Origin of the sequence: Sphingomonas sanguinis, assembly GCF_019297835.1 — a bacterium.
Lineage (GTDB): Bacteria > Pseudomonadota > Alphaproteobacteria > Sphingomonadales > Sphingomonadaceae > Sphingomonas > Sphingomonas sanguinis_D.
The window spans coordinates 3,720,616-3,745,392 of the sequence record NZ_CP079203.1 but is presented as its reverse complement, the minus strand read 5'-3'; the positions used below and the strand labels follow the sequence as shown (position 1 = coordinate 3,745,392).

The following is a 24,777-nucleotide window of genomic DNA, read 5'->3' as shown; positions in this document are numbered from 1 at the left end:
AGGATAGCCTGATGCCAAAGGATCTTGCCGCTCGTTATCATCCTCCCACCCATCGCGGCCTATGGCCGCCCGTAGCCCGCGAAACCGGGCCCAGCCTGCTCGACCTGGCGCGCCAGACACAGGCGATGCGTGCCAACACCGCCAAATTCTTTCCCCGCGACGTGTTCCGCGACTCCGCCTGGGACATGATGCTGGAGCTGTTCATCGCCGATCAGCAAAACCGGCCGATCTGCGTCAAGGAACTGATCCTCGTCTCGGGCGAAAGCGCCACCAGCGCGCTGCGCCGGATCGACCGGCTGGAGGGGGCGGAGCTGCTGCGGCGGCGTACCGATCCCGCCGATCACCGGCGACTGGCCGTCACCCTCACCCAGCGCGGCACCGATGCGATGAGCGCGATGCTGCGCCATCTCTACATGACGATGGGAGAAGGGCCGCATCGGGGCACCGAAACCCGCCCCGACTGACCGGCCTTATCCGCGCGATGCGGGCGTTACCCCGCCCGCATCGTCGCCGCGATAGCCGAGCGCCTGCGAGATACGCGCGGTCGTCTCGCCCAGAATCTGCGTGGCTTGGGGAATCGAGACCTTTTGCGATCCGTCGATCGTCTCCAGGAACGGCACGGTCAGCGCCGCCATGCAGTCGCCGCCGAAGCCGAACACGGGATAGCTGATGTCGGTCACGCCGCGCGTGATCGGACTCTTGCGCAGGCCATGGCCCTGCGCGCGAACCCGCGCCAGCTCCTCGGCCAGCTGGTCGCGGTCGATGGCATGGCCCTGCGCCGCCTCCGCCCGGTCGAGGATGCGCGCCAGTTGCGCAGGCGCCGCAAAGGCGAGCAGCACCTTGCCCGAACAGCTGGCCACGATATCGATCGACGCGCCCATGCGCAGCGCGAAGCCGCGCGTGCCCGGATTTTCCTCGCGCGCGATGACCAGGCCCGCCCCGCCTTCGATCACCACCAGATGACAGGACTGGCCGACATTGAGCGCCAGCGACTGCATCTCGGGCAGCGCGGCGGCGGTCAGTTGCCGCGCGGGCGTCGCGCGATAGGCGATGTCGAGAAACTTGTAGGTGACGCGGTAACGATCGTCGACCGGCGACTTTTCGAGGTAGCGCGCCTCTTCCATCACCACGACGATGCGGAACAATTCGCCCAGCGAACGGCCCAATGCCGTCGCCATCTCGCTGACCAACATGCCTTGCGGATGGTTGGCCAGCAGTTCGATGATAAGGAACGCCTTGTCCAGCGCGGGTGCGGCATAGCTGCCCTTGCGCGTCCGCCCTTCGCTGATCTTGCCGCCGTCACCCGTCATATCTTTCCTCACCTGACCGACGATTAGGGCGAGGACGCGCCCTGAGCAAGCGATGTCGCCCAGGACGGCCCGCTCAGAGTCCCTTTGAAAACTCGCTGGAGGCGAGTTTTGGGCCGGTGCTGCAAAACGTGCCTCGGCACGTTTTCAAACAGCACTCAAGCGATGGTGATAATCGCCTTCAGCACCGAGTCCGCCTCGCCGATCAACTCGGGCAGGCGCTGGGGCGCTTCGTCCAGCGTCAGCGTGTGGGTGCGGATCGCGTCGGTCGGCACCGCGCCGCTGCGGATGCTGGCGATGACATGGTCGAAATCGACCGACAGCGCGTTGCGGCTGGCGATCAGCGTCGTCTCGCGCTTGTGGAATTCGGGATCGGGGAAGACCAGATCGTCCTTGCACACCCCGACCAGCGTATAACTGCCGCCATGCGCGACCCAGTTCAGCCCGGCCCGCATCGCATGGATGTTGCCGGTCGCGTCGAACACATGGTCGAACATCTCGCCGCCAGTCATCTCGGCCAGCGTCGCGCCCAGCGCCTCGTCTGCGACCACGCCGTCCTCGAACCCCAGATGGTCGCGCGCATAGGCCAGACGCGGCGCGCGCGTGTCGGCCAGCACGATCCGCGCCGCCCCCGCGATCCGCGCGAACAGGGCCGCCGCCACGCCGATCGGCCCGGCGCCGATCACCGCGACGCTCTCCCCCTCGGCGACGCCCGCCCGGCGCACCGCATGGGCGCCGATCGCCAGAAACTCGACCATCGCCGCCTGATCGAGCGACAGGCCGACCGCGTCGATCACCGCACTTTCGGGCACCGACAACAACTCGCACATGCCGCCATCGCCGTGCACGCCCAGCACGCTGATCCGCGCGCAGCAATTGGGCTTGCCCCGGCGACAGGCGCGGCAGGTGCCGCACGCGATATAGGGGTTCACCGTCACCACCTGGCCGACCGTGAAGGACGAACCCTCTGGAACCTCGGCAATTTCACCGGCCAGTTCATGGCCGATCAGCCGGGGATATTCGAGGAACGGGTGCTTGCCGCCATAGATATGATAGTCGGTGCCGCAAATTCCGGCGCGACGCATCCGGATCAGAACTTCGCCTTCTGCGCGCACCGGCGCGGGTCGGTCCTCGACCCGGATTTCATGCGGCTGGACACAGACCAGTGCCTTCATTGCGACCCTCTCCCAAATTCCCATATGCGATTTCGCTCTCACATATGCCATTGAAGCGCTTGGTTGGGAACGCTAAAAGATCATTCGACAGACTGGATGCCGATAATTGGTCCAGCCGCCTTGGAGAGAGGAGCCCCCGAATTGGCCCGACGCCTGTGTTTCGCCCTGGATCTGGTGGCCGATGCCGACCTGATCGCCGACTATGAAAAGGCTCATGCCCCCGGCGCGGCCTGGCCCGAAGTGACCCAGGCGATCCGGGCCAAAGGATTCCTGTCGATGGAAATCTGGCGCACCGGCGACCGGCTGTTCATGATCGCCGAGGTCGCCGACGACTTCCCCCGCGCGATCCCTGCCGAACTGGCAGCGATCGACGCTAAGTGGGAGGCCACGATGGACCGTTTCCAAAAGGCCCTGCCCCATGCCGCGCCGGGTGAGAAATGGGTGGGCATGGACCGCATCTTCTCGCTGGACGCGCAGTGAGCGAGGCGGCCGTCATCCTGCAATTCGGCACCAGCCGTTTCCTGCAAGCCCATGTCGACCTGTTCGCCGAGGAAGCCCGCGCGGCCTGGCAGGCGGTGCCGCCGATCGTCATCGTCCAGACGACCCGCGATCCCGAGCGCGCGCGGCGGCTCGCCGGTTTTGCCGATCCGGCGGGCTTTCCCGTCATCCTTCGCGGCCTGCGCGACGGCACCCGCTTCGAGCGAACCGTTCAGGTGCGCAGCGTCCGCGAAGGACTGAGCGCGGCGGGGGACTGGGACCGGCTGGTCGATCTGGCGGTCGGGGCGACGACGCATATCGTCTCCAACACCGGGGACAGCGGCTATGCCATCCCCGACGCGGATCGAGCCGTACCCACCGGAAATCAGGTGCCGGTGAGCTTTTGCGGGATGCTGACCGAGCTGCTGCACCGCCGCTGGCAGGCGGGGGGCGCGGGCGTCACGCTACTCCCTTGCGAACTGGTGGTGCGCAACGGCGACGTGCTGCGCGCCGCGATCGAGGGTCTGGCGCGCAATCAGGGGCGCGACGGCGCGTTCCTCGACTGGCTGGGGCGCGAATGCATCTGGGCCAATACGCTGGTGGACCGCATCGTCAGCGAGCCGCTTCACCCGGCAGGCGCGGTCGCCGAGCCTTATGCGCTCTGGGCGATCGAGCAGCAGCCGGGGCTGACCCTGCCCTTCACCCATTCCGACATCGTGCTGTCCGACGATCTGGACCGTTACGAGCGGCTCAAGCTGCACATCCTCAATCTGGGGCATAGCTGGCTGGCGGCGCGCTGGCATGACGGCGGTGGCGCAGCGGACCAGACGGTACGCGCGGCGCTGGCCGATGACGACACGCGCGCGGCGCTGGAGCGGGTGATGGCGGAGGAAGTGCTGCCGGGCTTTGCCGCGCACGGCATGGCGGAGGAGGCCCGCATCTATATCGCGACCACGCTGGAACGCTTCGCCAACCCGTTCCTCGACCACCGACTGTCGGACATCTTCGGGGGCCATACCGCCAAGATCGACAAGCGGATCAGCGGCTTCCTCCGCTGGGTCGACGCCTCCGGCGAGACGATCGCCATGCCGGAATTGCGCGCGCTGTCGGCGAAATAGGGGAACCTGTCCCCCACCCCCGTTCAGCCTGAGCGAAGTCGAAGGCCACGGAATTCCCTGGCGGCAAGGCCTGGGGCGTGCACTTCGACTTCGCTCAGTGCGAACGGAGGTCAGGAACTTATAGCGTTAGCCCATTCCATTGGCCCCTCCCCTCCAGGGGAGGGGAGATTCAATCCCCCTCACGCCGCGTGCGGCAGACAGCCCGGTCCCTTCGCACCCGCCGCCTTGTAGGTCAGCACGAACTCCTGATGCCCCAGCGCTTCCGACTTGGTCTGCGCGCCGCCCGACACTGCGACGATCAGGTCGACGATCTCCGCGCCCACCTCGTCCAGCGTCGCGGCGCCGTACAGGATGCGACCGGCGTTCACGTCCATATCGCCTTCCATCCGGGCATACATTTCCGGGTTGGCGGCGATCTTGACGACCGGCGAGATCGCCGAGCCGACCACCGATCCGCGCCCGGTGACGAACAGGTTGATATGCGCGCCGCACGCGATCAGCTCGCCGATCTCGGCATTGTCGACGATGTTGGGGAAGCCGAACTTCGGATCGCCCGCCGGCACTACGTCGAGAAGGTACAACCCCGGCCCCGGCGCCTGTTCGGCGGGCAGGATGACGCCGGTGATCGGACGGCTGCCCGACTTGGCATAGGCGCCCGCCGACTTTTCCTCCTGGCTCGAAAGGCCGCCCTCGGCATTGCCCGGCGCGAAGCTGCCATAGCCCATGGCGCGGTAATAACGCTCGGCCTGCGCGACCGAGGCGATCAGGTCCTGCGCCACTTCCGGCGTCGCGGCGCGCTCGGCCATATGGCCCTCGCACCCGATCATCTCGCCGGTTTCCTCGAAGATGCAGATCGCCCCCGCATCATAGAGCGTGTCGAAGGCCCGGCCGACCGCCGGGTTGCCGGTGATGCCGCTGGTCCCGTCCGACCCGCCGCAGATGGTGCCGATCACCAGTTCGGACATGGTCATCGGCACGCGCACCGCTTGCGCATCCGCCGTCGCCCGAACGCGCTCGACGGCGGCGATCCCCGCCTCCATCGCGCCACGCGTGCCGCCGGATTGCTGGATGACGATCGTCTCGACCGGGCGGCCCTGCTCGCGCGCATTGGCGGCCAGCGCCTCGCGGTTGAAGCTCTCGCAACCCAGTGACAGCAGTACGACGCCGCCGACATTGGGGTGCGTGGTCAGCGCCTTCATCATCGCCAGCGCATAGTCATTGGGGTAGCAGCCGGGAAAGCCGATCAGTTGCACACGCGGATCGTCCATCTTCTCGACGATGCGGCGCGCGACATGGTGCGCGCATTCGACCAGATAGACGACGACGATCGCGTCGCGAATGCCCTTGCGCCCGTCGGGGCGTGCCCAGGCCTGCCAGGTCCGCTCGGTCATGGCGCCAGTCATGCATGATCTCCGTGCGCGTCGCGCAGATGCGCGGGTATATAATCGCTTTGCATATTGTGCATGTGAACCCAGCCACCAGCGGGGGCGTCATGGGTCATCGACCCGATCGGCATCCCGTATTTGATGACCTTGTCGCCGGTCGCCAGCGCCACGACCGCCAGCTTGTGGCCCAGCGCGACGCGTTCGGTGACGGTCAGCTCATGACCGTCGACCATGATATGCTCGCCCGGCTCGACCGTGCGGCAGCAGACGGCGACATTGTCGGTCGGGGTCAGCCGGATGGCGGCGACGCTCATGCGCCCTCTCCCGGCAGGGGCGCGTCGGGGCGGACCAGCCCTTCGGCACGCAGCTCCGCCCAGAAGGCGGACGGAATAGGCTCGGCGTAAAGTCGCATCGTGTCGGATACCTGTTGCGGATCGGCGATTCCGGGAATGACGCTGGCGACCAGCGGATGGGCCAGCACGAAGGCGAGCGCGGCGGCGGGCAGCGAGACCTGATGGCGCCCAGCCACCGCCTCCAGCGCGCGGACCTTGCCGAGCACGGTTTCGGGCGCGGGGGCGTAGTTATAGCGCCCGGCGGCCGCGCTGCCCGTCGCCAGGATGCCGCTATTATAGGGGCCGCCGACCACGATCGAGGTGCCCGCCGCTTCGCAGGCGGGGAACAACGCATCGAGCGCGCCCTGTTCCAGCAGCGTATAGCGCCCGGCAAGCAGGATCACGTCGAACCGCGCCGCCTCCATCAGGTCGAGGCAGACCTCGACCTCGTTCACGCCCAGCCCGAAGCCGGAGATCGCGCCCTGATCGCGCAAGCTCTCCAGCGCACGGAAACCGCCGCCCGCGATCAGCTGTTCGCGATAGCGCGCATCGGCCTCGCCATGCGTGACCCGGCCGATGTCGTGCACGAACAGGATGTCGGTGCGCGCCAGACCCAGCCTCTGCAAGCTGTGCTCATGGCTGCGCATGATGCCGTCATAGCTATAGTCGTAGCGCGGGCGGAACGGCATGGCGGTGTGAAAGCCGTCGCGCTCGCGATCGTCGGTGATGCTCGCGTCGGGGTCCATCAGCCGCCCGACCTTGGTCGAAACGATCACGTCACCCCGCCCGCGCAAGCTATCGCCCAACCGCCGCTCGCTCAGGCCCCGGCCATAATGCGGCGCGGTGTCGAAATAGCGGAAACCCGCCGACAGCGCGGCGTCCAGCGTCGCCGCCGCACTGGCATCGTCGATCGCGGCATAGAGATTGCCCATCGCCGCCGCGCCGAAGCCCAGCTCGGGCAATGCGCAATCGGTCCGGCCTACCTTACGGCAGGGAATATCGGTCATAGGTTCAGGCCCAGTCGATAGATTCGGTTGGCATTGCGCCCCCACAGATCGCGCCGCTCATCGTCCGAAAAGCCGGTCAGCAACGCCTCATAGGCGCTCAGCGTGCGCTCCAGATCGGCGGCGAGCCGGTCGGTCGGAAAATTGGTCGCCACCATCACGCGGTCGGTGCCGAAGCGGTCGATCACCTCCGAAACGATGTCCGTGAAATGGGCCGGGTCGAAGCGCCCCCCGACAAAGCCCGCCCCCGACAGCTTGATCGCGGCATGGGGCATCGCGGCAAAGGCGATCAGCCCGGCACGCCATTCCTCCAGCCCGTCCGCCGGAATTGGCAGCGCCAGATGGTTGAGGATGATCGGCACCTCGGGATGTTGCGCAGCGACCTCGGCCAGCCCCGACAGCTGCGTGGGAAAGCCGTGAAAGTCATAGCTCAGCTCATGACGACCGAGCAGCGCAAAGCCCGCCCGCCAGCGCGGATCGCGGGTCAGGTCTCGGTCATAGGCGCGGCGCGAGGGATCGGTCGGATGCCAGTTAATGAGATGGCGGATGCCCTTGACGCGCGGCTGCGCGACCTGCCACGCCAGTTGCGCCTCGACCGCCGGATGGTCGAGTTCGACCCGCGCGACGATAGCGCTGGGCAGGCCGTCCTCATCGGCGACGCGGGTGAGCCAGACCGTCTCGTCCGCACCCTGATCGGGATGCGCGCCCGCATCGACATGCACCGCGCCCGCCAGATTCCACGCGACCAGTTCCGCCCGGTAATCGGCGATGCGATAGCTCGCGGCGATCGGCGCCGTCTCGGGCGCGTCCAGCCACGGGTAGCGCAGCACCTCGTGATCCCACAGGTGGAAATGCGCGTCGACGAAGGGCGGGCGCGCGTTCGTCACGCCATCGTCCATCCGCCGTCGATGGCATGCAACTGGCCGGTCGTGTAGGCGCTTTCGTCCGAAGCGAGATAGAGCGCGAGCGAGGCGACTTCCTCGGCCCGGCCCAGCCGCCCCATGGGCTGGCGCGCGACGAAGGCCGCGCGGGCCGCCTGGGCATCGCCGGTCGCGGCCAGCCGCTCATCGAGGCTGGGCGACTGGACGGTGCCGGGGCAGATCGCGTTGCAGCGAATGCCCTTGCCGACATAGTCGAGCGCCACCGAACGCGTGATCCCCGCCACCGCCGCCTTGGACGCGCAATAGGCATAGCGATTGCCGACGCCGATCATCGCTCCCGCGACCGAGGCCATGTTGACGATCGAGCCGCCCCCGCGCGCGATCATCGCGGGCACGAACGCCTGGAGCATATGGGTGATCGCATGGACGTTCAGGTCGAAGGACAGCCGGTAGCCTGCGTCCTGCGTCGCGAGCAGATCGCCCGCATCGACATAGCCCGCGCAATTGAACAGCACATCGACCGCGCCGGTACGCTCCCCGAACGCCGCGATCGCAGCGGGATCGGTGAGGTCTAGCACCTCGGTCGTGCAGCCCTGAAGGCTGGCCAGCGCCTCGGCGTTGCGGTCGACCGCGATCACCTGCGCGCCCTCGGCGGCGAACAGCTCGGCGGCGGCGCGGCCGATCCCCTGTCCGGCGCCCGTCACGATCGCCCGCTTACCCTGCAGACGGTTCATCGATTCATCTCCTTTTGGCGGCCCAGCAACAGGGCAAAGATCGTCACGACCAGGAAGCTCGCGGTCGGGACCAGCATCGCGCTGGTAATGCCTGCATGGTCGGACACCAAGCCCATCAGCGCGGTCAGCCCCGCGCCGCCGATGATCGCCATCACGATCAGCGACGCGCCCGCCCGGCGCAGCGGCCCCAGCCCCTCGATCCCCAGCGCAAAGATCGTCGGGAACTGGATCGACATGAAGAAGCTGGCCGCGACCAGCGCGATCAGGCCCGGCCAGCCGCCCAGCACGCCCGCCACCCCCGTCAACACCACCGAGATGCCCGCGAACAACGCCAGCAGCTTGACCGGCGCGGCGCGACCCATCAGCGCGCTGCCCAGGAAACGCCCGGCGGCGAACAGCGCGAGCGACAGGAGCAGCGCGTCCGCCCCGTCCCGCTCGCCCAGGCCGACATTGGCCTGGCCGTAACGGATGGTGTAGCTCCACACGCCGACCTGCGCGCCGACATAGAAGAACTGCGCGACCACCGCGCCCAGCAGGCGCGGCTGGCGGAACACCTCGACGAAGCGCCCGCTGCGCCCCTCATCCTCCGCCCGGCCCGGCGCGCCGGTGGGGAAGCGGACCAGCGCGGCGGCGACGGCGAACAGCAGCACGACGATCGCGATCGCGACATAGGGCGGGGCGATCGCCTGCACCTCCGCCTTGTAGAAGGCGGTGCGTGCGGCGGCGTCCATCGTGGCCAGCGCGCGCTCGTCATGCTCGATGCCCGACAGGATGAAGAAGCGGCCGATCAGGATGCCGGTGATCGCGCCCAGCGGATTGGCCGCCTGCGCCCAGTTGAGCCGCCGGGTCGCCCCCGCCGGATCGCCCAGCTCGCCCATCAGCGGATTGGCCGAGGTTTCGAGGAAAGCGAGGCCCGCCGCGATCACGAACAGGCCAAGCAGGAACAGCTGATACACGCTCGCCGCCGCCGCCGGATAGAAGAGCAAGGCGCCGGTGCCATAGAGCGTCAGCCCCAGCACGATCGCCGCCTTATAGCCATAACGACGCATCACCATCGAGGCGGGCACCGCGAGCAGGAAATAGCCGAGATAGAAGACCTGCTGGACGAAGCTGGTCCCGAAATCGCTGAGCGTGAACGCCTTGCGGAATTGCGCGATCAGGATGTCGTTGAGGTTGTTCGCCATCCCCCAGAGGAAGAAGAGGCTGACCGTGATGACGAGCGCCGGCAGATAACCCCGCGCGACGGTGCCGCCATGGCCCGCACCGTCAGCACCCTGCCCGACCGCCGCGGCGGGAGGGAGATCGACATGCAGGGCCATCAGCCTTGCCCTCGCCCATGCTGTCCCGCGCCCAGTGTCGCCATCACGGCTCCTTCTCCATGAAAGTCATATTTTATGAGCGCGACTTTATGGCGACTATAGGGTCGAACGCAAGCGCTATCGGACGGCGCGAACCGTCCGTGCGACAATCGATGGAAAGGCAGGAAAATGCCGGTCAGGCGTGACCGCGCACCGACTCGCCCAGCATGGTGAAGAAGCCGCGCGCGACGCCGCAGGTCGCGATGTCCCATTCGGGATGCCACTGCACCGCCAGCACATCCGCGCCGCAGCCAGGTGCGCGGAACGCCTCGATCAGTCCGTCCTCGGCATCACGCGCCTCGACCACCAGGCCATAGCCCAGCCGGTCGACGCCCTGCTGGTGCACCGAATTGACCTCGACCCGGCGATGCCCGCTGCGCCCGGCCAGCGCGCCGCCGGGCATCAGGTCGACCGGGTGGTGATGGCCGAACAGCGTGTCATAATCGCCTTCCCACGATCCGCGATGATGGCGCGGCAGGCCCCCCAGGCAGGTCAGCGACCCGCCGAACAGCACGTTGATCTCCTGCATTCCCCGGCAGATGCCGAACACCGTCTTGCCGCGCTCAATCATCCGCCCGGCCAGCGCCAGCGCGACCGAGTCCCGCTGCGGGTCGCAAGCTTGCGGCGCCAGTTCGGCGCAGTCGCCATATTGGGCGGGCGCGACATGCGAGCGGCCGCCGGTCAGCAGCAACCCGTCGAGCATGTCCGCCATCAATGCGGTGTCGACCGCTTCGGGAACGGCGGGGACGATCAGGACGCTCGCACCGCACAGCTGGACCAGCGGTTCGATGAAGCGCGTCGCGACCGCCTGGATCGGGCGGTTCGCAACCTCGTTGCCGCACATCAGGCCGATGACCGGTTTGCGTCCCTGCTTCATGCCGTCCCCTCCAATTCCTGCCGCAGCGCCCGCGCGTCCGCGCGCGGCAGGGCCAGCGCCTCGGGCTGGACGAGCACGCTGTCCGGCTCGACATCGGTCAACAGCCAGACATTGCCCCCGATCACCGACCGCGCCCCAATCGTCACCCGCCCCAGGATCGTCGCGCCCGCATAGATGATGACATCGTCCTCGACGATGGGATGGCGCGCAAAACGGTCGCGCGGCGAACGCGGCGCGGTGCCCAGCGCCGAGCGCGCGCCCAGCGTCACATGCTGATATACCCGCACCCGCTCGCCGATGATCGCGGTCTCGCCGACGACGACGCCGGTGCCATGGTCGATGAAGAAATGCCGCCCGATGGTCGCGCCAGGATGGATATCGATCCCGGTTCGCTCATTGGCGAGTTCGGAGATCATCCGTGCCACGATCGGCGCGCCAAGCTCGTTCAGCTCATGCGCGATACGGTGGTGCAGGCTGGCGATGGCGCCAGGATAGCAGAGCAGGATCTCGTCGACGCTGCGCGCGGCGGGATCGGCCAGGAACGCGGCCTCGACATCGCTGTCGATCAGTTCGCGCACCTGTGGCAGGGTAGCGCCGAACAGCCGCGCGACCAGCGCCGCCTGTTCGGGCGGAAAGGCCGCATCGACATCCTTCTGCCAATAGGCCAGCTCCGCGCCGATCTCGCGCTCCAAGGCGGTCAGCGCGGCGAGCAGCTTGGCCGCGACGAAGCGATCCTCCTCCTGCACGCCCCCACGGAAATGCCCCAGGCGGCGCGGATAGAGCGCGGCGGCGACCAGCGCGACGACATCCTCGACCCCGCTGCGCGACGGAAAACGCTCGACATCGCGACCCGCATCCTGCCGCACGCGCCAGCCATGCCGGGCGGTGCGCAAGCCCGATACGATCCCGTCAATGCCCGTCGAGGCATGACCCTGCACGGGGGTATCCGTCATCAGCCGTCCGGTCGTCATATGCGATCCTCCGACCTCCACAATATCCCATTTCCGAAGTGGGATATAACAGATTTGCTACGGTCCCATAAAGCACCAGCTTTGCTTAACGTCAGGTTGCGCATGCGAAGACGCCGGTCCATGGTCCGCCCGCCACCATGGCTTGGCCCGGCGGGAGGGAGCCCGCGGGGCCGATCATTTCCCGGCCCTTCCCGGAGCACGTGCGACGATGACGACACCGCGCCAGACGACGCTGACCCGTTTCCTGATCGAGGAGCAGCGCCGCTCCGAAGAGACCTGCCCCGCCGAGCTGCGCCTGCTGATCGAAACCGTCGCCCGCGCGTGCAAGGCGGTGAATCAGGCGATTTCCAAGGGCGCGCTCGGCGATGTGCTCGGATCGCTGGGCAGCGAAAACGTGCAGGGCGAGGTCCAGAAGAAGCTGGACGTGATCGCCAACGACCTGCTGCTCGATGCGAATGAATGGGGCGGGCATCTGGCCGCGATGGCGTCGGAGGAGATGGAGACGATCCACCGTATCCCCAACCGCTTCCCGCGCGGCGAATATCTGCTGCTGTTCGATCCCATCGACGGGTCGAGCAATGTCGATGTCGACCTGTCGGTCGGCACCATCTTCTCGGTCCTGCGCGCACCCGAGGATTGCGCGGGCCGCGAAGTGACCGAGGCGGACTTCCTCCAGCCCGGCCGTGCGCAGGTGGCGGCGGGCTATGCCATATACGGCCCTCAGACGCTGCTGGTCCTGACGGTCGGCACCGGCGTCTATGAGTTCACGCTGGACCGCGAAATCGGGTCGTGGCGGCTGACCGACGGGCCGATGCGCATCCCGACCGGCACCAAAGAATTCGCGATCAACATGGCACGCCGCCGCCAATGGTCGCCCGGCATCGCCCGCTATATTGAGGAGCGCATCCTGGGCACCGAGGGGCCGCTGGGCGAGGATTACAACATGCGCTGGACCGCCTCGATGGTGGCGGACGTGCACCGCATCCTGAAGCGGGGCGGCGTGTTCCTCTATCCGGGCGACCACCGCAAGGACGGCAAGGCCAAGCTGCGCCTGCTCTATGAGGCGAACCCGATGAGCTTTCTGATCGAACAGGCGGGCGGCGCGTCGATCGACGGCGCCATTCCGATCATGGAGGTCGAGGCGGTCGGCCTTCACCAGCGGGTCGGCGTGGTGCTGGGCGATCCGGAAGAAGTGGCGACGATCGCGGGCTATGGGAGAACGGGGTAACCCGCTCACCCTTTATTCTTCTACTTAGTTCCCCGGCGAAGGCCGGGGCCCAGTCACGGTGAATCATCGGCGGCGGGATGGCTTGGCCTCCCCCGTCCCGTCGTCCACTCTACACGCTTGGTAGAGACTGGGCCTCGGCCTCCGCCGGGGAACGGGGTTGGTAAAACGGAGGCCATCCCCCCTCCCCCGTTCAGCCTGAGCGAAGTCGAAGGCCAAGGGACTCCCTCACCGCGAGGTCCGGGGCATGCACTTCGACTTCGCTCAGTGCGAACGGCGGGACGGGCTATGAGGTGGTAAGCCCCACCGACTCCCGCACCACCAGTTCGAAATCCACCACCCGGTCCTCCGCAACCCGCGAGCGCAGCGCCGCCAGCACCTGCTCGACCGCGCGGAAGGCCATGTCGCCGACCGGCTGGCGGATCACGGTCAGCGGCGGCCAGAGCCGCGCCGCGATCGCGGTGTCGTCGAACCCGGTGACCGCCAGATCGCCCGGAAGGCGCAGCCCCCGGCGCGACGCCTCGCCGATCAGGCCCGCCGCCATGTCGTCGCTGCTGCACAGGATCGCGCTCGGTCGGTTGGGCCGGTCGAGCAGCTCCCGGCCCGCCGCCGCGCCCGCCGCCGGATCGAACCCGGCGCGCACGACCAGCGACGGGTCGTAATCCAGTCCGCTCGCGGCCAGCCCGTCGCGAAACCCCGCCAGCCGCTCATCGGCGACGGAGAAATGCTGCGGCCCCGCCAGAAAGCCGATGCGGCGATGCCCCTGCCCCGCGACATGCACGGTCATCGCCGCCATCGCCGCGCGATTGTCGATCCGGACGGTCGCCATGTCGGGCATGGTCTGCCCCGTCGCGATCGCCGCCGCCGCGACGCCCAGTTCCTCGAACAGTCCCGACCCGCTGAGCAATTCGGCAAAGGGCGGCAACAACAGCACCGCCGCCGCGCCGCTCTGCACCAGCGAGCGCAGCGCCGCTTCGGCTGCTTCGCGGGTCAGGCCTTCCTCGGCTTGTGCGATGAATTGCAGGCCGCGCGCATTGCTCGCCCGAAGTGCGCCGAGCAGGACAGAGTCGATGAACGGCGTCCCCTTGTCGCTGTAGAGCAGGCCCAAAGTCGTCGCCCGCGCCTTGGCCAGCCGCCGCGCCGCGACATTGGGGACATAGCCCAGCGCCTCGATCGCCGCGAGCACCGCCGCGCGCGTCGTCGGGCTGACCCGGCCAGCGCCGTTGATGACGTTGGACACGGTCATCGCCGACACCCCCGCCCGCTCGCCAACCGCGCGGATGGTGACGCCTTCGGGGCGTTTGCCGACGTTAGTAGCCACTCCCTATTCCTCCCCTGCAAGGGGAGGTGGCAGGGCGAAGCCCTGACGGAGGGATGTCCCGCTCTCGATAGAGGCGACACCCCTCCACCAGCTTCGCTGGTCCCCCTTCCCTTGCAGGGGAGGAATGAGAATCACGCCATAGATCAAACCGCCCCCGCCTTCAGCCCCTTGACCGCATGGTCCGCCGCGCGGGCGGTCAGCGCCATGAAGGTCAGCGAGGGGTTCACGCACGACACCGACGTCATCTGCGCGCCGTCCGTCACATAGAGGTTCGACGCGTCATGCGCCTGGCTCCATTTGTTGAGTACCGACTGGCGCGGGTCCGCGCCCATGCGCGCGCCGCCCATTTCATGGATCGCGTCGCCCGGGACATGCTCGGATTCGCCGCTGGTGACGTTCTTCAGGCCCGCCGCGCGCAGCATCGCCTCGCCCTCGCGCCGGGCGTCGGCCATCATCTTCAACTCATTGTCGCGGAAGGTCACGTCGAACTTCATCAGCGGCACGCCGAAGCGATCGACCTTGCTGGAATGCAGCGACACGCGATTATCCTCATAGGGCAGGCATTCACCGAACGCGCCCATGCTGAACTGCCACGGGCCATAGCGGCGCATGCCATGCTTCATCTCCGCCCCGAAGCCAACCGGCTTGGCCGCGTTGCGATAGGCCGAACCCTGATAGCCATAGCCACGCCGAAAGCCGAGCCCCTCATCACCCTTCAAGTTGCGGAAGCGCGGCACGTACACGCCGCCCGGACGACGGCCATATTCGATCAGGTCGTCCATGCCGGGAATTTCGCCCGACACGCCGACACGGAAGATATGGTCCATCACATAGCGGCCCAGCGTCCCGCTGCTGTCGAAATGGCTCCGCTCCGAACCCGGCGCGCGCGAGTTCATCAGGATCTGCACCGACCCCATCGCCGAGGCGCAGACGAAGACCAGGTTCGCGGCAACCGTCTGCGCTTGCCCGGTCTTGGCATCGACATAGCGGACGCCGGTGACCTTCTTCTTCGCCGGATCATAATCGATCCCCGTCACCACCGCGTCCGACTGAAGCGTCAACCGCCCGGTCGCGCGCGCGGCGGGCAGCGTCACCGCCTGGGTCGAGAAATAGGCGCCGAACGAGCAGCCATTGCCGCACTGGTTGCGGAACTGGCATTTGGTGCGGTTCTGGTCGGGCTTGTCCTCGGTCATGTTGGACAGGCGGGTGTGGATCAGCTTGCGCCCCGGAAACTGGCTTTCCAGCCGTTCCTTCAGCCACTTTTCCGCGACGTTCATCGGCATCGGCGGCTGGAATTCGCTATCCGGCAGGTAAGGCAAATTCTCGCGCGAACCCGACACGCCGATGTACTTCTCGACATAGGAATACCAGGGCGCGACATCGTCGTACCGGATCGGCCAGTCGGCGGCGATGCCCTCGCGCTTGTTGGCCTCGAAATCGTCGGCGCTCCAGCGGAAGGACCAGCGGCCCCAGATCAGCGACTTGCCGCCGACCGCGCCCGGCCGGATCCAGTAGAATTTGCTCCCCTCGTCATAGGCATAGGGGTTCAGCCGGTCGTCATTGTAGAATTTCTGATTGCTGGGGGCGACATAGCCCTGCTTGGCGATGAAATAATCGCTGTCCAGCAACGGCTTGGGCATGATGTTGCGCGCCGGCACCTCGAAGGCGGGCTTGCCGTCATACGGATAACCCTCGCCATGCTCGACCATGACGCCCCGATCGAGCATCAGGACGCGCAGGCCCTTTTCGGTCAGTTCCTTGGCGGCGAACCCGCCGCTGATGCCCGACCCGATCACGATCGCGTCGAAACGGTTCGTCGCCGCCATGGCTGTCCTCCCTATATCTGTCTTATCGTTTTAGAATCGAAGCGCTCGCAGCGTCCGGTAGCTGGTCGTGATATCGGGCAGATAAGGCGCGGGCGCCTGATCATTCTCGACATAGAAATGCTTCACGCCCGCCAGCCGGTTGAGCTTGAAGAGCGCGGCGAAGTCGATTTGCCCCGCGCCGACCGCCGTCATGCTGCCATCGGCACGCGCATCCTTGACGTGATAGGCATAGATGCGCCCCGCCAGCCGCCGGATCAGCGCCGCCGCATCCTCGCCCGCATGGATCGCCCAATAGAGGTCGATCTCCAGCTTCACGAGCGCCGGATCGGTGCCCTTGAGCAGCCGGTCGTACAGGCTGATGCCGCCGGGCTTGTTGGTGAACTCAAAGTCGTGATTGTGATAGGCAAAGCCCAGACCCGCCTTCTTCAACTGCGCGGCAAAGCGGTTGATGTTGGGCAAAGCCGCGTTCCAGCCCGCCTCGGTCCGATGCTCGTCGGTCATATAGGGCAGCACGATGGTATCCGCGCCCAAGGTCTTCGCCATGGTCACGCATGCGTCAAACTTGCCGAGCAGCGAGTCGTAAGGGACATGGATCGACGGCGCTTTCAGGCCCAGCCGGTCCTGCGTGCGGCGGAGCATGGCATGATCCATCGCGTCATAGCCGCCGCCGCCATATTCGACCTCGCGATAGCCGATCCTGGCCACCGCCTCCAAAGTCTTGACCGGATCGGCCGCGAACAACTCGCGGATCGTATAGAGCTGGAGCCCGATGGCCCCGAGCTGCGCGGCCTGCGCCATGCCCGGCAGCAGCGCGGCCGCGCCCAGCCCCAGCCCCGTGCCCATCAGCGAACGACGATCGATCATGCCGAATACACCTTGTTGACCTTGGAATAGGGATAGGCGCCGTCATATTCGCCGGGCACCGGCAGATATTCTCGTTCCTGCGTGATGCCGATCTCCGACGTGTAATAGCCGGTGATGACGAGTTGCCGGAACGGCTCGAAGAACGCCCGCCCCTCCGGCAGCACGCCCTCCATCGCCTCGGTCAGCAACGTGTCCTGTTGCGCGGGGCTCGCCTTGGCGGCGGCCAGCTTGTTGACGCTCTGGCTGCGCGCCTCGATCGCGTTCAACCCGGCTATGATCGGCACCCGGTCGGCGGGCAGCGACCAGTCGGCCAGCATCTTTTCGATGAACGCCGGCACCCCAGCCGCGATCGCGCCGGGCGTGTCAGTGGTGGGCAGGACGCGCTCCGCCAGCGCGGTCATCGTCGCGCGCTGGACGGGGGTGAAGACCGCGACGCTGGGCGGCCCGTCGGAAATGACGGGGATGGTGCCGCGCGCCTGCTCCACCGCGCCCGCCGCCCGCGCGATAGGGGCGAAGAGCGCGGAGCCGAACATGGCGGTGATCCCCGCCAGGGCATGTCTGCGGTCGATATGGGGGGTCATCGGGCATCCTCCGGCAGGTCCTGCGCGATCGCCTCGGGCGGCAGCGGGCGGACCCAGATATTGCGGAACGAGACGGGCGAGTCGTGATCCTGAAGCTGGATCGGCGCGGCATCGCCATGCGCCTGATATTTCTCGACCTGCCGCCAGATGGTGGTGCCCAGCATCGCCTGATGATTCTGCACGACCACGCCGTTCAGCAGCGCGGTGACATAGGCGGGGCGCAGCAGCTTGCCGTCCGCCGCAAAGCGCGGCCGCTCGAAGACGATGTCATAGCTCTGCCATTCGCCGGGCTTGCGCGCCGCATTCACCAACGGCGGCTTCCAGGCATAGACCGCACCGACCTGGCCATCGGCATAGGTCGGGTTGTCATACCCGTCGAGGATCTGCACCTCATAGCGCTGCATGAACCAGATGCCGCTATTGCCCCGGTCCTGCGACGCTTTCTGCGGCGGGTTGGGCGAGCGGAATTCGAGGTGAAGCTGCACGTCGCCGAAGCTCTGCTTGCTGACCAGCACGCTCTCGGCCTTGCCGTCGCGCGGGGGCACGGTCATCACGCCGTTCTGGAGCAGCCACGGCTTGCCGCTGGGCGTCCAGGCCTCCATTGAGCGTCCGTCGAACAGCACCACCGCATCGGATGGTGCACCGCCGGGTTGCGCGGCGGGGGTGACGACCTTGGGCGCGGGCCGGTCAGGATCATGGACATGCCATTTCCCACCCGGCAGCATCGGCGTATCGCGAAAACCCAGGCCCGGCTTGTCTTGCGCCATGGCACCGCTCGCCACGGCCAATGCGATCAACGGTATCATCCGCATCGCTCCCCTCCTCATGTTCTCGGATCGATCGCGCGATAGGCGGCGATCAGCCTGTCTTCGCCGGCGCGGCCCTTGACCGAATTGCCATGCTCCATGCCGATCACCCCGGCATAGCCCTGTGCCTTGAGGAAGCGGCAGACATTGGCATAGTTGATCTCGCCGCTGCCGGGCTCGTTGCGGCCGGGATTGTCGCCGAACTGGATATAGCCGATCTCGTCCCAGCACAGCTTCATCGTCGGGATCAGATTCCCCGACTGGATCTGCTCATGATAGAGGTCGGCAAGCACCTTCACGCCGGGACTATTCGCCCCGCGCGCGACCGCATAGCCTTCCGCGATCGACTGCATGAAGACGCCCGGATGGTTGGTCCGTGTGTTGAGCGGTTCCATCACCAGCGCCATCCCGTGCGGCGCGACGATATCGCCCGCCCGGCGCATCACGTCGATGATCCGGCCCATCTGGATCGCCGGGTGCAGACGCTTGTCCATGAAGCCGGTGACGACGGTCATCCGCGTCGCGCCGACCCGCTTGGCGACATCGACCGCGCTGGTCACATCGGCCAGGAAAGCCTGTCGCTCGGCCTCGTCGTCACCACCCAGCAAGGGGCGCGATTCGGACCATTTGGGCATGGACGCAACGAACACGCCCATCGTCATCCTACGGTCGCGCAGCGCCTTGGCGATCGCCTCCTGTTCGGCGACGGGACGGAGGCGATATTCATTATCCTCCCATGCCCAGAAACCCTGGTCGGCGGCATAGGCGATCTGCTCGACCGAGCTGTCGCCCCGGCTGGCGAAGCTGCCCAGATGCGGTGCGAAGCCCAGGGCGAAGCGCGCGGCGTTGGACGACCGGGCCGCCTTCTGCCCCGCCAGCGCGGCGGCGGGCACGGTGGCGGCTAGGCCGCCCATGACGGTGCGACGCGACCAGCTCATGCGACACTCTCCGCAACGGGGCGACGGGGACGGCGGCGCTCGGCCAGCCAGATGCCGCCGAAGACGAACAACAGGATCACCGGCACGATGGCGAGCCGCGCAAAGGACTGCGACGCCGCCGCATCCTCGACCTGGCGCAGCGCTTCGCCGGTCAGTCGCTTGAACGCTTCCGGGCCACCGGCCAGCTCGACCTTGGCGGCGTCGAACATCGCGCCCAAGCGTGGCAGGACGAAGAAGCTGGACAGCGCTCCCGCCGATCCGACCAGCCCCAGCGCCCAGGCCCCGCCGCGTGGATAGCGTTCGGCGACCGAAGCCAGCATGGTCGGCCACATCGCGCAGACGCCCAGCCCCCACACGGTCGAGGCCAGGATCGCCGCCACCGGCGACTCGGCGCGCGACAGCAGGAACAGGCCGATGCCCGCCATCAGGCTCGACACCCAGAGCAGCCCCGGATTGGACAGCCGCCCCGCGATCCGCCCAGCAAAGTGGCGGAACACGAACATCAGCGCGCTGACATAGACGAGCAGCAGGATGCCGCGCATGCCGACCCGGCTGCTGAGCGCCACGTCGAGCCACTGGCCCGGCGCCAGTTCGGACGCAGCGGTCAGGAACATGGCGGCGAACCAGACGAAGAAGCTCGGCCGCTTGAATACCTCCCCGATCATACCACCGAAGCCGACGTCGCGCACTTCGCGTGGGACCGGCGGGAAATGCGTGGTCGCCGCCATCACCAGCACGCCGAGCGCGGGGATCAGCACCAGCGCCATGATCGCCTGCCACGACAGGATTTCCGCCAGCAACACGCCCGCCAAGCCGCCGACGATCAGCCCGCCGGGATACCAGGCGTGCAGCACGTTCAGCCGGTGCGTGGTGTCTTCCGGGTAGAGCCGCGCGGTCAGCGGGTTGATCGACGCCTCGGCCAGCCCCCAGCCGATGCCGCTGAGCAGCATCCCGCCCCAGACGATGTGATAGACGCCCATGCCGGTCGCGACATGACCCGCGCCGATGATTGCGGTGGTGCCGACCAGGAAACACAATCCGCAGCCGATCAGCATCTGTCGCGCACCGATCCGGTCGAGCAGCGCGCTTGCCACGAACAGGGTCCCGGCAAAGCCGAGGAATGCCGATCCCAGGGCAGAGCCGATCAGTTCGCCCGCCTGCACCGGCGCGATGGGATCGATCCACTGCGCCTTCAGGCTGCTCGCCACCGCCGCCCGCAACGCCGCGCTCGCCGCCGCCGTGAACAGCGCCAGCACGCTCAGCCAGAACAGACGCGACCGATTGTCCGGTATCGCTTCCATGCCCCTCTCCCGCTTATGTTTTTTGTCAGACTTTACCTTCCGGGGCGGATGGTCAAGTCCTTGCAATCGTTAAAGTCCCAGCCAGCGCCGATTGGCCGCCGGATCGCCGCCACCGGCGAAATCGTCGAAAGCCCGTTCCGCCCGGCGGATCATGTGCGCGGCGATAAAGGGCGCCCCCTCGCGCGCGCCGTCCTCCGGATGCTTCAGGCAGCATTCCCATTCCAGCACCGCCCAACCGGCATAGCCGTACTGGGTCAGCTTCGAGAAAATGCCGCCGAAATCGACCTGCCCGTCGCCCAGCGAACGGAAACGCCCCGGCCGGTCCACCCAGTCGCTATAGCTGCCATAGACGCCCGCCCGACCGGTCGGATTGAACTCGGCATCCTTGACGTGGAACATGCGGATGCGGTCGTGGTAGAAGTCGATGAACTGGAGATAATCCATCGCTTGCAGCACGAAATGGCTGGGGTCGTAGAGGATGTTGGCGCGCTTATGGTCGCCGACCGAATCCAGGAATCGCTCGAAGGTCGTGCCGTCGTGCAGGTCCTCGCCGGGATGCAACTCGTAGCAGAGGTCGACGCCCTCTTCCTCGAACGCATCGAGGATCGGCCGCCACCGCTTACCCAACTCGGCAAAGCCTTCCGCCACTAACCCACCGGGACGCTGCGGCCAAGGATAGACGAAGGGCCAGAGCAGCGCGCCCGAGAAGGTCGCGTGCGCACTCAAGCCCAGCCGACGACTGGCCTTGGCGGCGTAACGGAGTTGCTGGACCGCCCATAGCTGCCGCTCGGCCGGCTTGCCCCGGACGGCCTCCGGCGCGAAGCCATCAAAGGCGGCGTCATAGGCCGGGTGGACCGCGACCAGTTGCCCCTGCAAATGGGTCGACAATTCGGTGATCGCCACACCCGCCTCGGCACAGCGCCCGGCCAGGTCGTCGCAATAATCCTGGCTTTCGGCGGCCAGCTTCAGGTCGATGCAGCGCGCGTCCCAAGTCGGAATCTGCACGCCCTCATAGCCCGCCTCGGCCATCCAGCGCGCCGCCGAGTCCAGCGTGTCGAACGGCGCGGCGTCGCCCATGAACTGCGCCAGGAAGATGCCCGGCCCGCGCATGGCGGGAGCAGCAGTCACTTCGCCGTCTCGGCCTTGAGATAGGCGATCAGCGCGGCGCGCTTGGCGGGGTCGGCGACGCCGATCGGCATCCGCGTGCCCGGCACCTTCTTCATCGGCGCGGCGATGAATTGATCCAGCGTCTTGTCGTCCCATTTCAGGCCCGACGCCTTCATGGCGGGCGAATAGTTGAAGCCCGCGACCGAACCAGCCTGTCGCCCGAATACGCCGTTCAGATTGGGGCCGACACCGTTGCGCCCGCCCTTGTTGATCGTGTGACAGGCGCGGCATGCGGCAAAGGCCTGCGCGCCTGCGGCGGGGGCCGTCTGTGCGGTTGATGGTGCCTGCACGACCAGGATACCGGCGACGATAGCCGGCACGGCGGCGGCCAGCCCGATCAGCTGCCTCATCCATTCTCTCCCGAAATTTTCTTGCCCAGACTCGCTGGTTGTTGCCCGAGTTTACCGTTAAACCGATGCCATGCAAGCATCGAATATCGCGTTATAAGCGATTGGGATGACAGGAGAGAGGATGATGGCGGGACGGAAACTGCGGCTGGCCATGGCGGGCGGCGGCGAAGGTGCGTTCATCGGTGGCGTGCACCGGATGGCGGCGGCGCTGGACGGTGACTGGGAGCTGGTCGCGGGCAATTTCAGCAGCGATCCCGAGCGCAACCGGCGCAGCGGCGAGCAGCTGGGCCTTTCCCCCGACCGGGTGCACGACTCGATCGACGCGCTGCTGGCCGACGAACGCGCGCGGCCGGAGGGCGAGCGGATCGATGCGGTCGCGATCGTCACCCCCAACCACCTCCATGCGCCAATGGCGATCGCGGCCCTGAACGCGGGCTTTCCGGTGTTCAGCGAAAAACCGATGGCGATGAACCTAACCGAGGCGCGCGCCATCGCCGACGCCGCGCGCACTTCGGGCCAGCTCTATGCGCTGGCCTTTACCTATAGCGGCTATCCCATGGTCGAGGAGGCGCGGGCCCGCGTCGCGCGTGGCGATTTCGGCCGCATCCGGCTGGTTCATGTGGAGTATGTGCAAGGCTGGCTCAGCAGCCCGCTCGACCGCGAGGGCAACAAACAGGCCGAGTGGCGCACCGACCCGGCCCGCGCAGGGCTTGGCGGCGCGCTGGGCGATATCGGCACCCATGCCTTCCAACTGGCGGAGCATGTCGCCGGGCTTAGGGTCGAGGCGCTGTCGGCCGACGTGACGACGCATGTCGCGGGGCGGATGCTGGACGACGACGTCAACGTACTGCTCCGCTTCGCCGAGGGCGCACGCGGCACGCTGCGCGCGACGCAGGTGGCGGCGGGCGAGGAGAACGGCCTGCGCCTGCGCATCCATGGCGAGACGGGCGGGCTGGAATGGTTGCAGATGGAGCCCAACACGCTGACCCTGCGCTGGCTCGACCGCCCCGCCGAAACCGTCCGCGCCGGAGGGCCGGGCCTCAGCCCCACCACCCTGCCCCGCCTGCGCACCCCCTCAGGCCACCCGGAGGGCTATATCGAGGCGTTCGGCAATCTCTATCGCGCGGTGGCGGGCGCCTTGCGCGACGGTAGCGCCGCCGGGGGCGCGGCGCCGGGCGAGCCGGACTGGTATCCGGGGCTTGAGGCAGGCCTGCGCACGATGGCGTTCGTCGAGGCGGTGCTGGAAAGCGCGACGTCGCAGGAGAAGTGGACGGCGTTTCCCGCGACGGGGCTTGCAGTCCACTCGTCCTGACAGGCATCGAGGGGGCGATGACGTCAGCATGAGGAACGCATGATCCTTTTCGCCGTGCTCCTACAGACAGGAGCCGCCCTGTCCTTTGGCGATGCGCGGCGACTTCCCCCGACCGTCGCTGGCGAGCGTCTTCTGAAAGGCGTGCAGCACGGGCCTATCGAGGCGTTCGTCGCACCCGTCGGCGGAATGAACGCCCCTGGCGTCATCGATGCCAATCTTGTGGAGCGTCCGATTGCGACAACCCAAGGCTGCACGAGAATTCGATGGACCGTGCGTTTCCGAGCCGACCCGGATGACGCGCTGGATCATGCGATACCCGATGATCGCTATCCCATGACGGAGATCGCGCCATCAAAGGCATCGGGATGCCCGACCGCCGATTATGTTCACCTGAATCCGGGCGTCACCCTATCGCAGGGTTTCGACAGTCTCGAACAACTGGATCGTCTTCGTTCGGGCGAAGCGAAGTTCGCGATCCAATGCGCGGACCAGACCCATTCGGGATTGTGCGATAGCGAAGCGACAATCCCGGCCAAATTGTCACGCCTCAAGCCATGGAACATATCGGCCGATCCGAATGGCTTCCTGATATGGCTTGGTACGCCGGGTCAAACCGTCAACGAGGTTCGTTTCGACTCCCGCCAGCCGGATCATGCTTGGGTCGGCCGGTATTACCCCGCTCCTTTCTGATCGGCATCAACGCCCCCGCACGATCCCCACCGCGCCCGCCAGCACGGCCGCGTCCTCGGCAAAGCCCGTCTTCGTCTGGCCATAGCGGCCCAGCGCCGCCATGCGACCGCGCCAGCCGGGATAGGAGGCGATCACCGCCGTCACCCCGCCGATCGCCGCGCCCAGCCAGCGGTGCTTGGGGCTGGCCAGCGCCGCGCCCGCGATCGCCGAGGTCGTGAAGCGCGCCGCCAGGCCGATGGGGACGATGCGGTTCGGCGCGGTCTTCTGCTTGTCGCCCGCCATCTCCCCGATCGCCAGCGCCAGCGTCCCTGCGGCCACGACCGGATTGGCCAGCCAGCGCAGCACGCCCTTGCCCACCGGCAATTGCCCGCGCGCCGCGGCGATCGACACGGCGGCCAGTGGAGTCATCGCGCGCTGTCCGCCGACCAGACCCATTTTGAACGGCGCGAGCAGATGGGCAGGCAGGGGAGCGGGCATGATATTGACCTCATGAGCGAAAACCAGGCCGCGACAACGCACGCCCCCCGCCGCCGGGTTCCCCCTTTCCCACCGGCCCCAGCTTTTGGCATGATGGCGGCCATGATCCGTATCCTGATGACCGCCGCGCTGCTGACGCTGGCCGCCTGTTCCTCGCACGACCAACCCAAGGGCTTGAGCGACGAGGAAAACCGCCAGCTGAACGAAGCCGCCGCCATGCTCGATGCCAATGCGGTCGATCTGAACGCGATGGCGCCTTCGGACGTTGGGGAGGACGATTCCACCGATAACGAAAGCTGA

Annotated in this window: 27 protein-coding genes; 7 read left to right on the top strand and 20 right to left on the bottom strand. The window is 67.2% G+C overall.

All coding sequences use genetic code 11. The annotated features are described in order from the left end of the window. The first annotated feature begins 11 nt into the window (after positions 1 to 11). The gene (locus KV697_RS17495) at positions 12 to 464 is read left to right on the top strand and encodes a MarR family transcriptional regulator (RefSeq protein WP_219019266.1); all 453 of its coding nucleotides are present in this window, start codon (positions 12 to 14) and stop codon (positions 462 to 464) included. A 6-nt stretch (positions 465 to 470) separates the two neighbouring features. Here the strand turns inward: KV697_RS17495 and KV697_RS17490 are convergent, their stop codons facing one another. Together KV697_RS17490 and KV697_RS17485 are read right to left on the bottom strand one after the other, a co-directional pair. After that, positions 471 to 1,322 carry an IclR family transcriptional regulator gene (locus KV697_RS17490; RefSeq protein WP_306822660.1) on the bottom strand — a complete coding sequence of 284 codons (852 nt, stop codon included), beginning with the start codon at positions 1,320 to 1,322 and terminating at the stop codon, positions 471 to 473. A gap of 143 nt (positions 1,323 to 1,465) precedes the next feature. Further along, a complete protein-coding gene (locus KV697_RS17485; RefSeq protein ID WP_219019265.1) occupies positions 1,466 to 2,482 on the bottom strand; it encodes a zinc-binding alcohol dehydrogenase family protein in 1,017 nt (338 codons plus the stop codon). Between the two features lie 141 nt (positions 2,483 to 2,623). Between KV697_RS17485 and KV697_RS17480 the strand changes: the two genes are divergently transcribed. Then, positions 2,624 to 2,962: an L-rhamnose mutarotase gene (locus KV697_RS17480; protein ID WP_257575409.1), complete on the top strand. Its 339-nt coding sequence runs from the start codon at positions 2,624 to 2,626 to the stop codon at positions 2,960 to 2,962. After that, positions 2,959 to 4,077: a mannitol dehydrogenase family protein gene (locus KV697_RS17475; protein WP_257575408.1), complete on the top strand. Its 1,119-nt coding sequence runs from the start codon at positions 2,959 to 2,961 to the stop codon at positions 4,075 to 4,077. Before KV697_RS17480 ends, KV697_RS17475 begins: the two co-directional genes overlap by 4 nt. A 179-nt stretch (positions 4,078 to 4,256) precedes the next feature. Here the strand turns inward: KV697_RS17475 and KV697_RS17470 are convergent, their stop codons facing one another. From KV697_RS17470 to epsC, 8 genes are all read right to left on the bottom strand, one after another. Next, entirely contained in the window at positions 4,257 to 5,480 is a 1,224-nt protein-coding gene (locus KV697_RS17470; protein ID WP_219019262.1) for a UxaA family hydrolase, read from the bottom strand. After that, the gene (locus KV697_RS17465) at positions 5,477 to 5,776 is read right to left on the bottom strand and encodes a UxaA family hydrolase (protein WP_219019261.1); all 300 of its coding nucleotides are present in this window, start codon (positions 5,774 to 5,776) and stop codon (positions 5,477 to 5,479) included. Before KV697_RS17465 ends, KV697_RS17470 begins: the two co-directional genes overlap by 4 nt. Continuing rightward, a complete protein-coding gene (locus KV697_RS17460; RefSeq protein WP_219019260.1) occupies positions 5,773 to 6,801 on the bottom strand; it encodes an aldo/keto reductase in 1,029 nt (342 codons plus the stop codon). The genes KV697_RS17465 and KV697_RS17460 overlap by 4 nt, the downstream gene beginning before the upstream one ends. Further along, positions 6,798 to 7,685 carry an amidohydrolase family protein gene (locus KV697_RS17455; protein ID WP_257575407.1) on the bottom strand — a complete coding sequence of 296 codons (888 nt, stop codon included), beginning with the start codon at positions 7,683 to 7,685 and terminating at the stop codon, positions 6,798 to 6,800. Before KV697_RS17455 ends, KV697_RS17460 begins: the two co-directional genes overlap by 4 nt. Beyond that, the gene (locus tag KV697_RS17450; RefSeq protein ID WP_219019258.1) at positions 7,682 to 8,413 is read right to left on the bottom strand and encodes an SDR family oxidoreductase; all 732 of its coding nucleotides are present in this window, start codon (positions 8,411 to 8,413) and stop codon (positions 7,682 to 7,684) included. Before KV697_RS17450 ends, KV697_RS17455 begins: the two co-directional genes overlap by 4 nt. Then, on the bottom strand, positions 8,410 to 9,732 hold the full coding sequence (fucP, locus tag KV697_RS17445; RefSeq protein WP_219019257.1) for an L-fucose:H+ symporter permease: 1,323 nt from the start codon (positions 9,730 to 9,732) through the stop codon (positions 8,410 to 8,412). Before fucP ends, KV697_RS17450 begins: the two co-directional genes overlap by 4 nt. Positions 9,733 to 9,907: 175 nt before the next feature. Next, positions 9,908 to 10,648: a gamma-glutamyl-gamma-aminobutyrate hydrolase family protein gene (locus KV697_RS17440; protein WP_172839626.1), complete on the bottom strand. Its 741-nt coding sequence runs from the start codon at positions 10,646 to 10,648 to the stop codon at positions 9,908 to 9,910. After that, positions 10,645 to 11,601, bottom strand: coding sequence for a serine O-acetyltransferase EpsC (gene epsC / locus KV697_RS17435; protein WP_219021477.1), 957 nt, complete (start codon positions 11,599 to 11,601; stop codon positions 10,645 to 10,647). The genes KV697_RS17440 and epsC overlap by 4 nt, the downstream gene beginning before the upstream one ends. Before the next feature lie 226 nt (positions 11,602 to 11,827). Here epsC and KV697_RS17430 point away from each other — a divergent pair, with 226 nt between their 5' ends. Further along, positions 11,828 to 12,847 (top strand): class 1 fructose-bisphosphatase, encoded by a 1,020-nt coding sequence (locus KV697_RS17430; protein ID WP_219019256.1) that lies wholly within the window; start codon positions 11,828 to 11,830, stop codon positions 12,845 to 12,847. A gap of 283 nt (positions 12,848 to 13,130) precedes the next feature. On the opposite strand, the gene KV697_RS17425 is transcribed toward KV697_RS17430, so the two are convergent. From KV697_RS17425 to KV697_RS17385, 9 genes are all read right to left on the bottom strand, one after another. After that, positions 13,131 to 14,165, bottom strand: coding sequence for a LacI family DNA-binding transcriptional regulator (locus KV697_RS17425; RefSeq protein WP_257575406.1), 1,035 nt, complete (start codon positions 14,163 to 14,165; stop codon positions 13,131 to 13,133). A gap of 143 nt (positions 14,166 to 14,308) precedes the next feature. Then, positions 14,309 to 15,991 carry a GMC family oxidoreductase gene (locus tag KV697_RS17420; RefSeq protein ID WP_219019255.1) on the bottom strand — a complete coding sequence of 561 codons (1,683 nt, stop codon included), beginning with the start codon at positions 15,989 to 15,991 and terminating at the stop codon, positions 14,309 to 14,311. 30 nt (positions 15,992 to 16,021) lie between these two features. Further along, on the bottom strand, positions 16,022 to 16,855 hold the full coding sequence (locus KV697_RS17415) for a sugar phosphate isomerase/epimerase family protein (protein ID WP_219019254.1): 834 nt from the start codon (positions 16,853 to 16,855) through the stop codon (positions 16,022 to 16,024). After that, positions 16,852 to 17,436: a gluconate 2-dehydrogenase subunit 3 family protein gene (locus tag KV697_RS17410; protein WP_219019253.1), complete on the bottom strand. Its 585-nt coding sequence runs from the start codon at positions 17,434 to 17,436 to the stop codon at positions 16,852 to 16,854. The genes KV697_RS17415 and KV697_RS17410 overlap by 4 nt, the downstream gene beginning before the upstream one ends. After that, the gene (locus KV697_RS17405) at positions 17,433 to 18,248 is read right to left on the bottom strand and encodes a 3-keto-disaccharide hydrolase (protein WP_257575405.1); all 816 of its coding nucleotides are present in this window, start codon (positions 18,246 to 18,248) and stop codon (positions 17,433 to 17,435) included. Before KV697_RS17405 ends, KV697_RS17410 begins: the two co-directional genes overlap by 4 nt. An 11-nt stretch (positions 18,249 to 18,259) precedes the next feature. Continuing rightward, positions 18,260 to 19,180 (bottom strand): hydroxypyruvate isomerase family protein, encoded by a 921-nt coding sequence (locus KV697_RS17400; protein ID WP_219019252.1) that lies wholly within the window; start codon positions 19,178 to 19,180, stop codon positions 18,260 to 18,262. Further along, positions 19,177 to 20,481 (bottom strand): MFS transporter, encoded by a 1,305-nt coding sequence (locus tag KV697_RS17395; protein WP_219019251.1) that lies wholly within the window; start codon positions 20,479 to 20,481, stop codon positions 19,177 to 19,179. The genes KV697_RS17400 and KV697_RS17395 overlap by 4 nt, the downstream gene beginning before the upstream one ends. 69 nt (positions 20,482 to 20,550) lie before the next feature. After that, positions 20,551 to 21,591, bottom strand: coding sequence for a sugar phosphate isomerase/epimerase family protein (locus tag KV697_RS17390; protein WP_219021474.1), 1,041 nt, complete (start codon positions 21,589 to 21,591; stop codon positions 20,551 to 20,553). Between the two features lie 14 nt (positions 21,592 to 21,605). After that, complete coding sequence (locus KV697_RS17385; protein ID WP_219019250.1) at positions 21,606 to 21,998, bottom strand: c-type cytochrome; 393 nt, start codon at positions 21,996 to 21,998, stop codon at positions 21,606 to 21,608. Positions 21,999 to 22,122: 124 nt separating this feature from the next. On the opposite strand from KV697_RS17385, the gene KV697_RS17380 reads away from it, so the two are divergent. Both KV697_RS17380 and KV697_RS17375 read left to right on the top strand, forming a co-directional pair. After that, positions 22,123 to 23,310: a Gfo/Idh/MocA family protein gene (locus tag KV697_RS17380; protein WP_374011374.1), complete on the top strand. Its 1,188-nt coding sequence runs from the start codon at positions 22,123 to 22,125 to the stop codon at positions 23,308 to 23,310. Positions 23,311 to 23,349: 39 nt separating this feature from the next. Next, positions 23,350 to 24,000, top strand: a complete 651-nt coding sequence (locus KV697_RS17375) for a hypothetical protein (protein ID WP_219019248.1) — start codon at positions 23,350 to 23,352, stop codon at positions 23,998 to 24,000. 6 nt (positions 24,001 to 24,006) lie between these two features. Here KV697_RS17375 and KV697_RS17370 read toward each other — a convergent pair whose 3' ends face one another. Beyond that, entirely contained in the window at positions 24,007 to 24,477 is a 471-nt protein-coding gene (locus tag KV697_RS17370) for a DUF4126 family protein (protein WP_219019247.1), read from the bottom strand. 102 nt (positions 24,478 to 24,579) lie between these two features. Between KV697_RS17370 and KV697_RS17365 the strand changes: the two genes are divergently transcribed. Then, a complete protein-coding gene (locus tag KV697_RS17365; protein ID WP_257575404.1) occupies positions 24,580 to 24,777 on the top strand; it encodes a hypothetical protein in 198 nt (65 codons plus the stop codon).

Bases quoted from the DNA above. Each gene is read 5' to 3' on its own strand.
- fucP (WP_219019257.1), bottom strand. From the start codon at position 9,732: ATGGCCCTGCATGTCGATCTCCCTCCCGCCGCGGCGGTCGGGCAGGGT.
- KV697_RS17495 (WP_219019266.1), top strand. From the start codon at position 12: ATGCCAAAGGATCTTGCCGCTCGTTATCATCCTCCCACCCATCGCGGC.
- KV697_RS17395 (WP_219019251.1), bottom strand. From the start codon at position 20,481: ATGGAAGCGATACCGGACAATCGGTCGCGTCTGTTCTGGCTGAGCGTG.
- KV697_RS17370 (WP_219019247.1), bottom strand. From the start codon at position 24,477: ATGCCCGCTCCCCTGCCTGCCCATCTGCTCGCGCCGTTCAAAATGGGT.
- KV697_RS17485 (WP_219019265.1), bottom strand. From the start codon at position 2,482: ATGAAGGCACTGGTCTGTGTCCAGCCGCATGAAATCCGGGTCGAGGAC.
- KV697_RS17390 (WP_219021474.1), bottom strand. From the start codon at position 21,591: ATGCGCGGGCCGGGCATCTTCCTGGCGCAGTTCATGGGCGACGCCGCG.
- KV697_RS17465 (WP_219019261.1), bottom strand. From the start codon at position 5,776: ATGAGCGTCGCCGCCATCCGGCTGACCCCGACCGACAATGTCGCCGTC.
- KV697_RS17385 (WP_219019250.1), bottom strand. From the start codon at position 21,998: ATGAGGCAGCTGATCGGGCTGGCCGCCGCCGTGCCGGCTATCGTCGCC.
- KV697_RS17375 (WP_219019248.1), top strand. From the start codon at position 23,350: ATGATCCTTTTCGCCGTGCTCCTACAGACAGGAGCCGCCCTGTCCTTT.
- KV697_RS17400 (WP_219019252.1), bottom strand. From the start codon at position 19,180: ATGAGCTGGTCGCGTCGCACCGTCATGGGCGGCCTAGCCGCCACCGTG.
- epsC (WP_219021477.1), bottom strand. From the start codon at position 11,601: ATGACGGATACCCCCGTGCAGGGTCATGCCTCGACGGGCATTGACGGG.
- KV697_RS17420 (WP_219019255.1), bottom strand. From the start codon at position 15,991: ATGGCGGCGACGAACCGTTTCGACGCGATCGTGATCGGGTCGGGCATC.
- KV697_RS17460 (WP_219019260.1), bottom strand. From the start codon at position 6,801: ATGACCGATATTCCCTGCCGTAAGGTAGGCCGGACCGATTGCGCATTG.
- KV697_RS17430 (WP_219019256.1), top strand. From the start codon at position 11,828: ATGACGACACCGCGCCAGACGACGCTGACCCGTTTCCTGATCGAGGAG.
- KV697_RS17450 (WP_219019258.1), bottom strand. From the start codon at position 8,413: ATGAACCGTCTGCAGGGTAAGCGGGCGATCGTGACGGGCGCCGGACAG.
- KV697_RS17365 (WP_257575404.1), top strand. From the start codon at position 24,580: ATGATCCGTATCCTGATGACCGCCGCGCTGCTGACGCTGGCCGCCTGT.
- KV697_RS17440 (WP_172839626.1), bottom strand. From the start codon at position 10,648: ATGAAGCAGGGACGCAAACCGGTCATCGGCCTGATGTGCGGCAACGAG.
- KV697_RS17470 (WP_219019262.1), bottom strand. From the start codon at position 5,480: ATGACTGGCGCCATGACCGAGCGGACCTGGCAGGCCTGGGCACGCCCC.
- KV697_RS17415 (WP_219019254.1), bottom strand. From the start codon at position 16,855: ATGATCGATCGTCGTTCGCTGATGGGCACGGGGCTGGGGCTGGGCGCG.
- KV697_RS17410 (WP_219019253.1), bottom strand. From the start codon at position 17,436: ATGACCCCCCATATCGACCGCAGACATGCCCTGGCGGGGATCACCGCC.
- KV697_RS17405 (WP_257575405.1), bottom strand. From the start codon at position 18,248: ATGCGGATGATACCGTTGATCGCATTGGCCGTGGCGAGCGGTGCCATG.
- KV697_RS17380 (WP_374011374.1), top strand. From the start codon at position 22,123: ATGGCGGGACGGAAACTGCGGCTGGCCATGGCGGGCGGCGGCGAAGGT.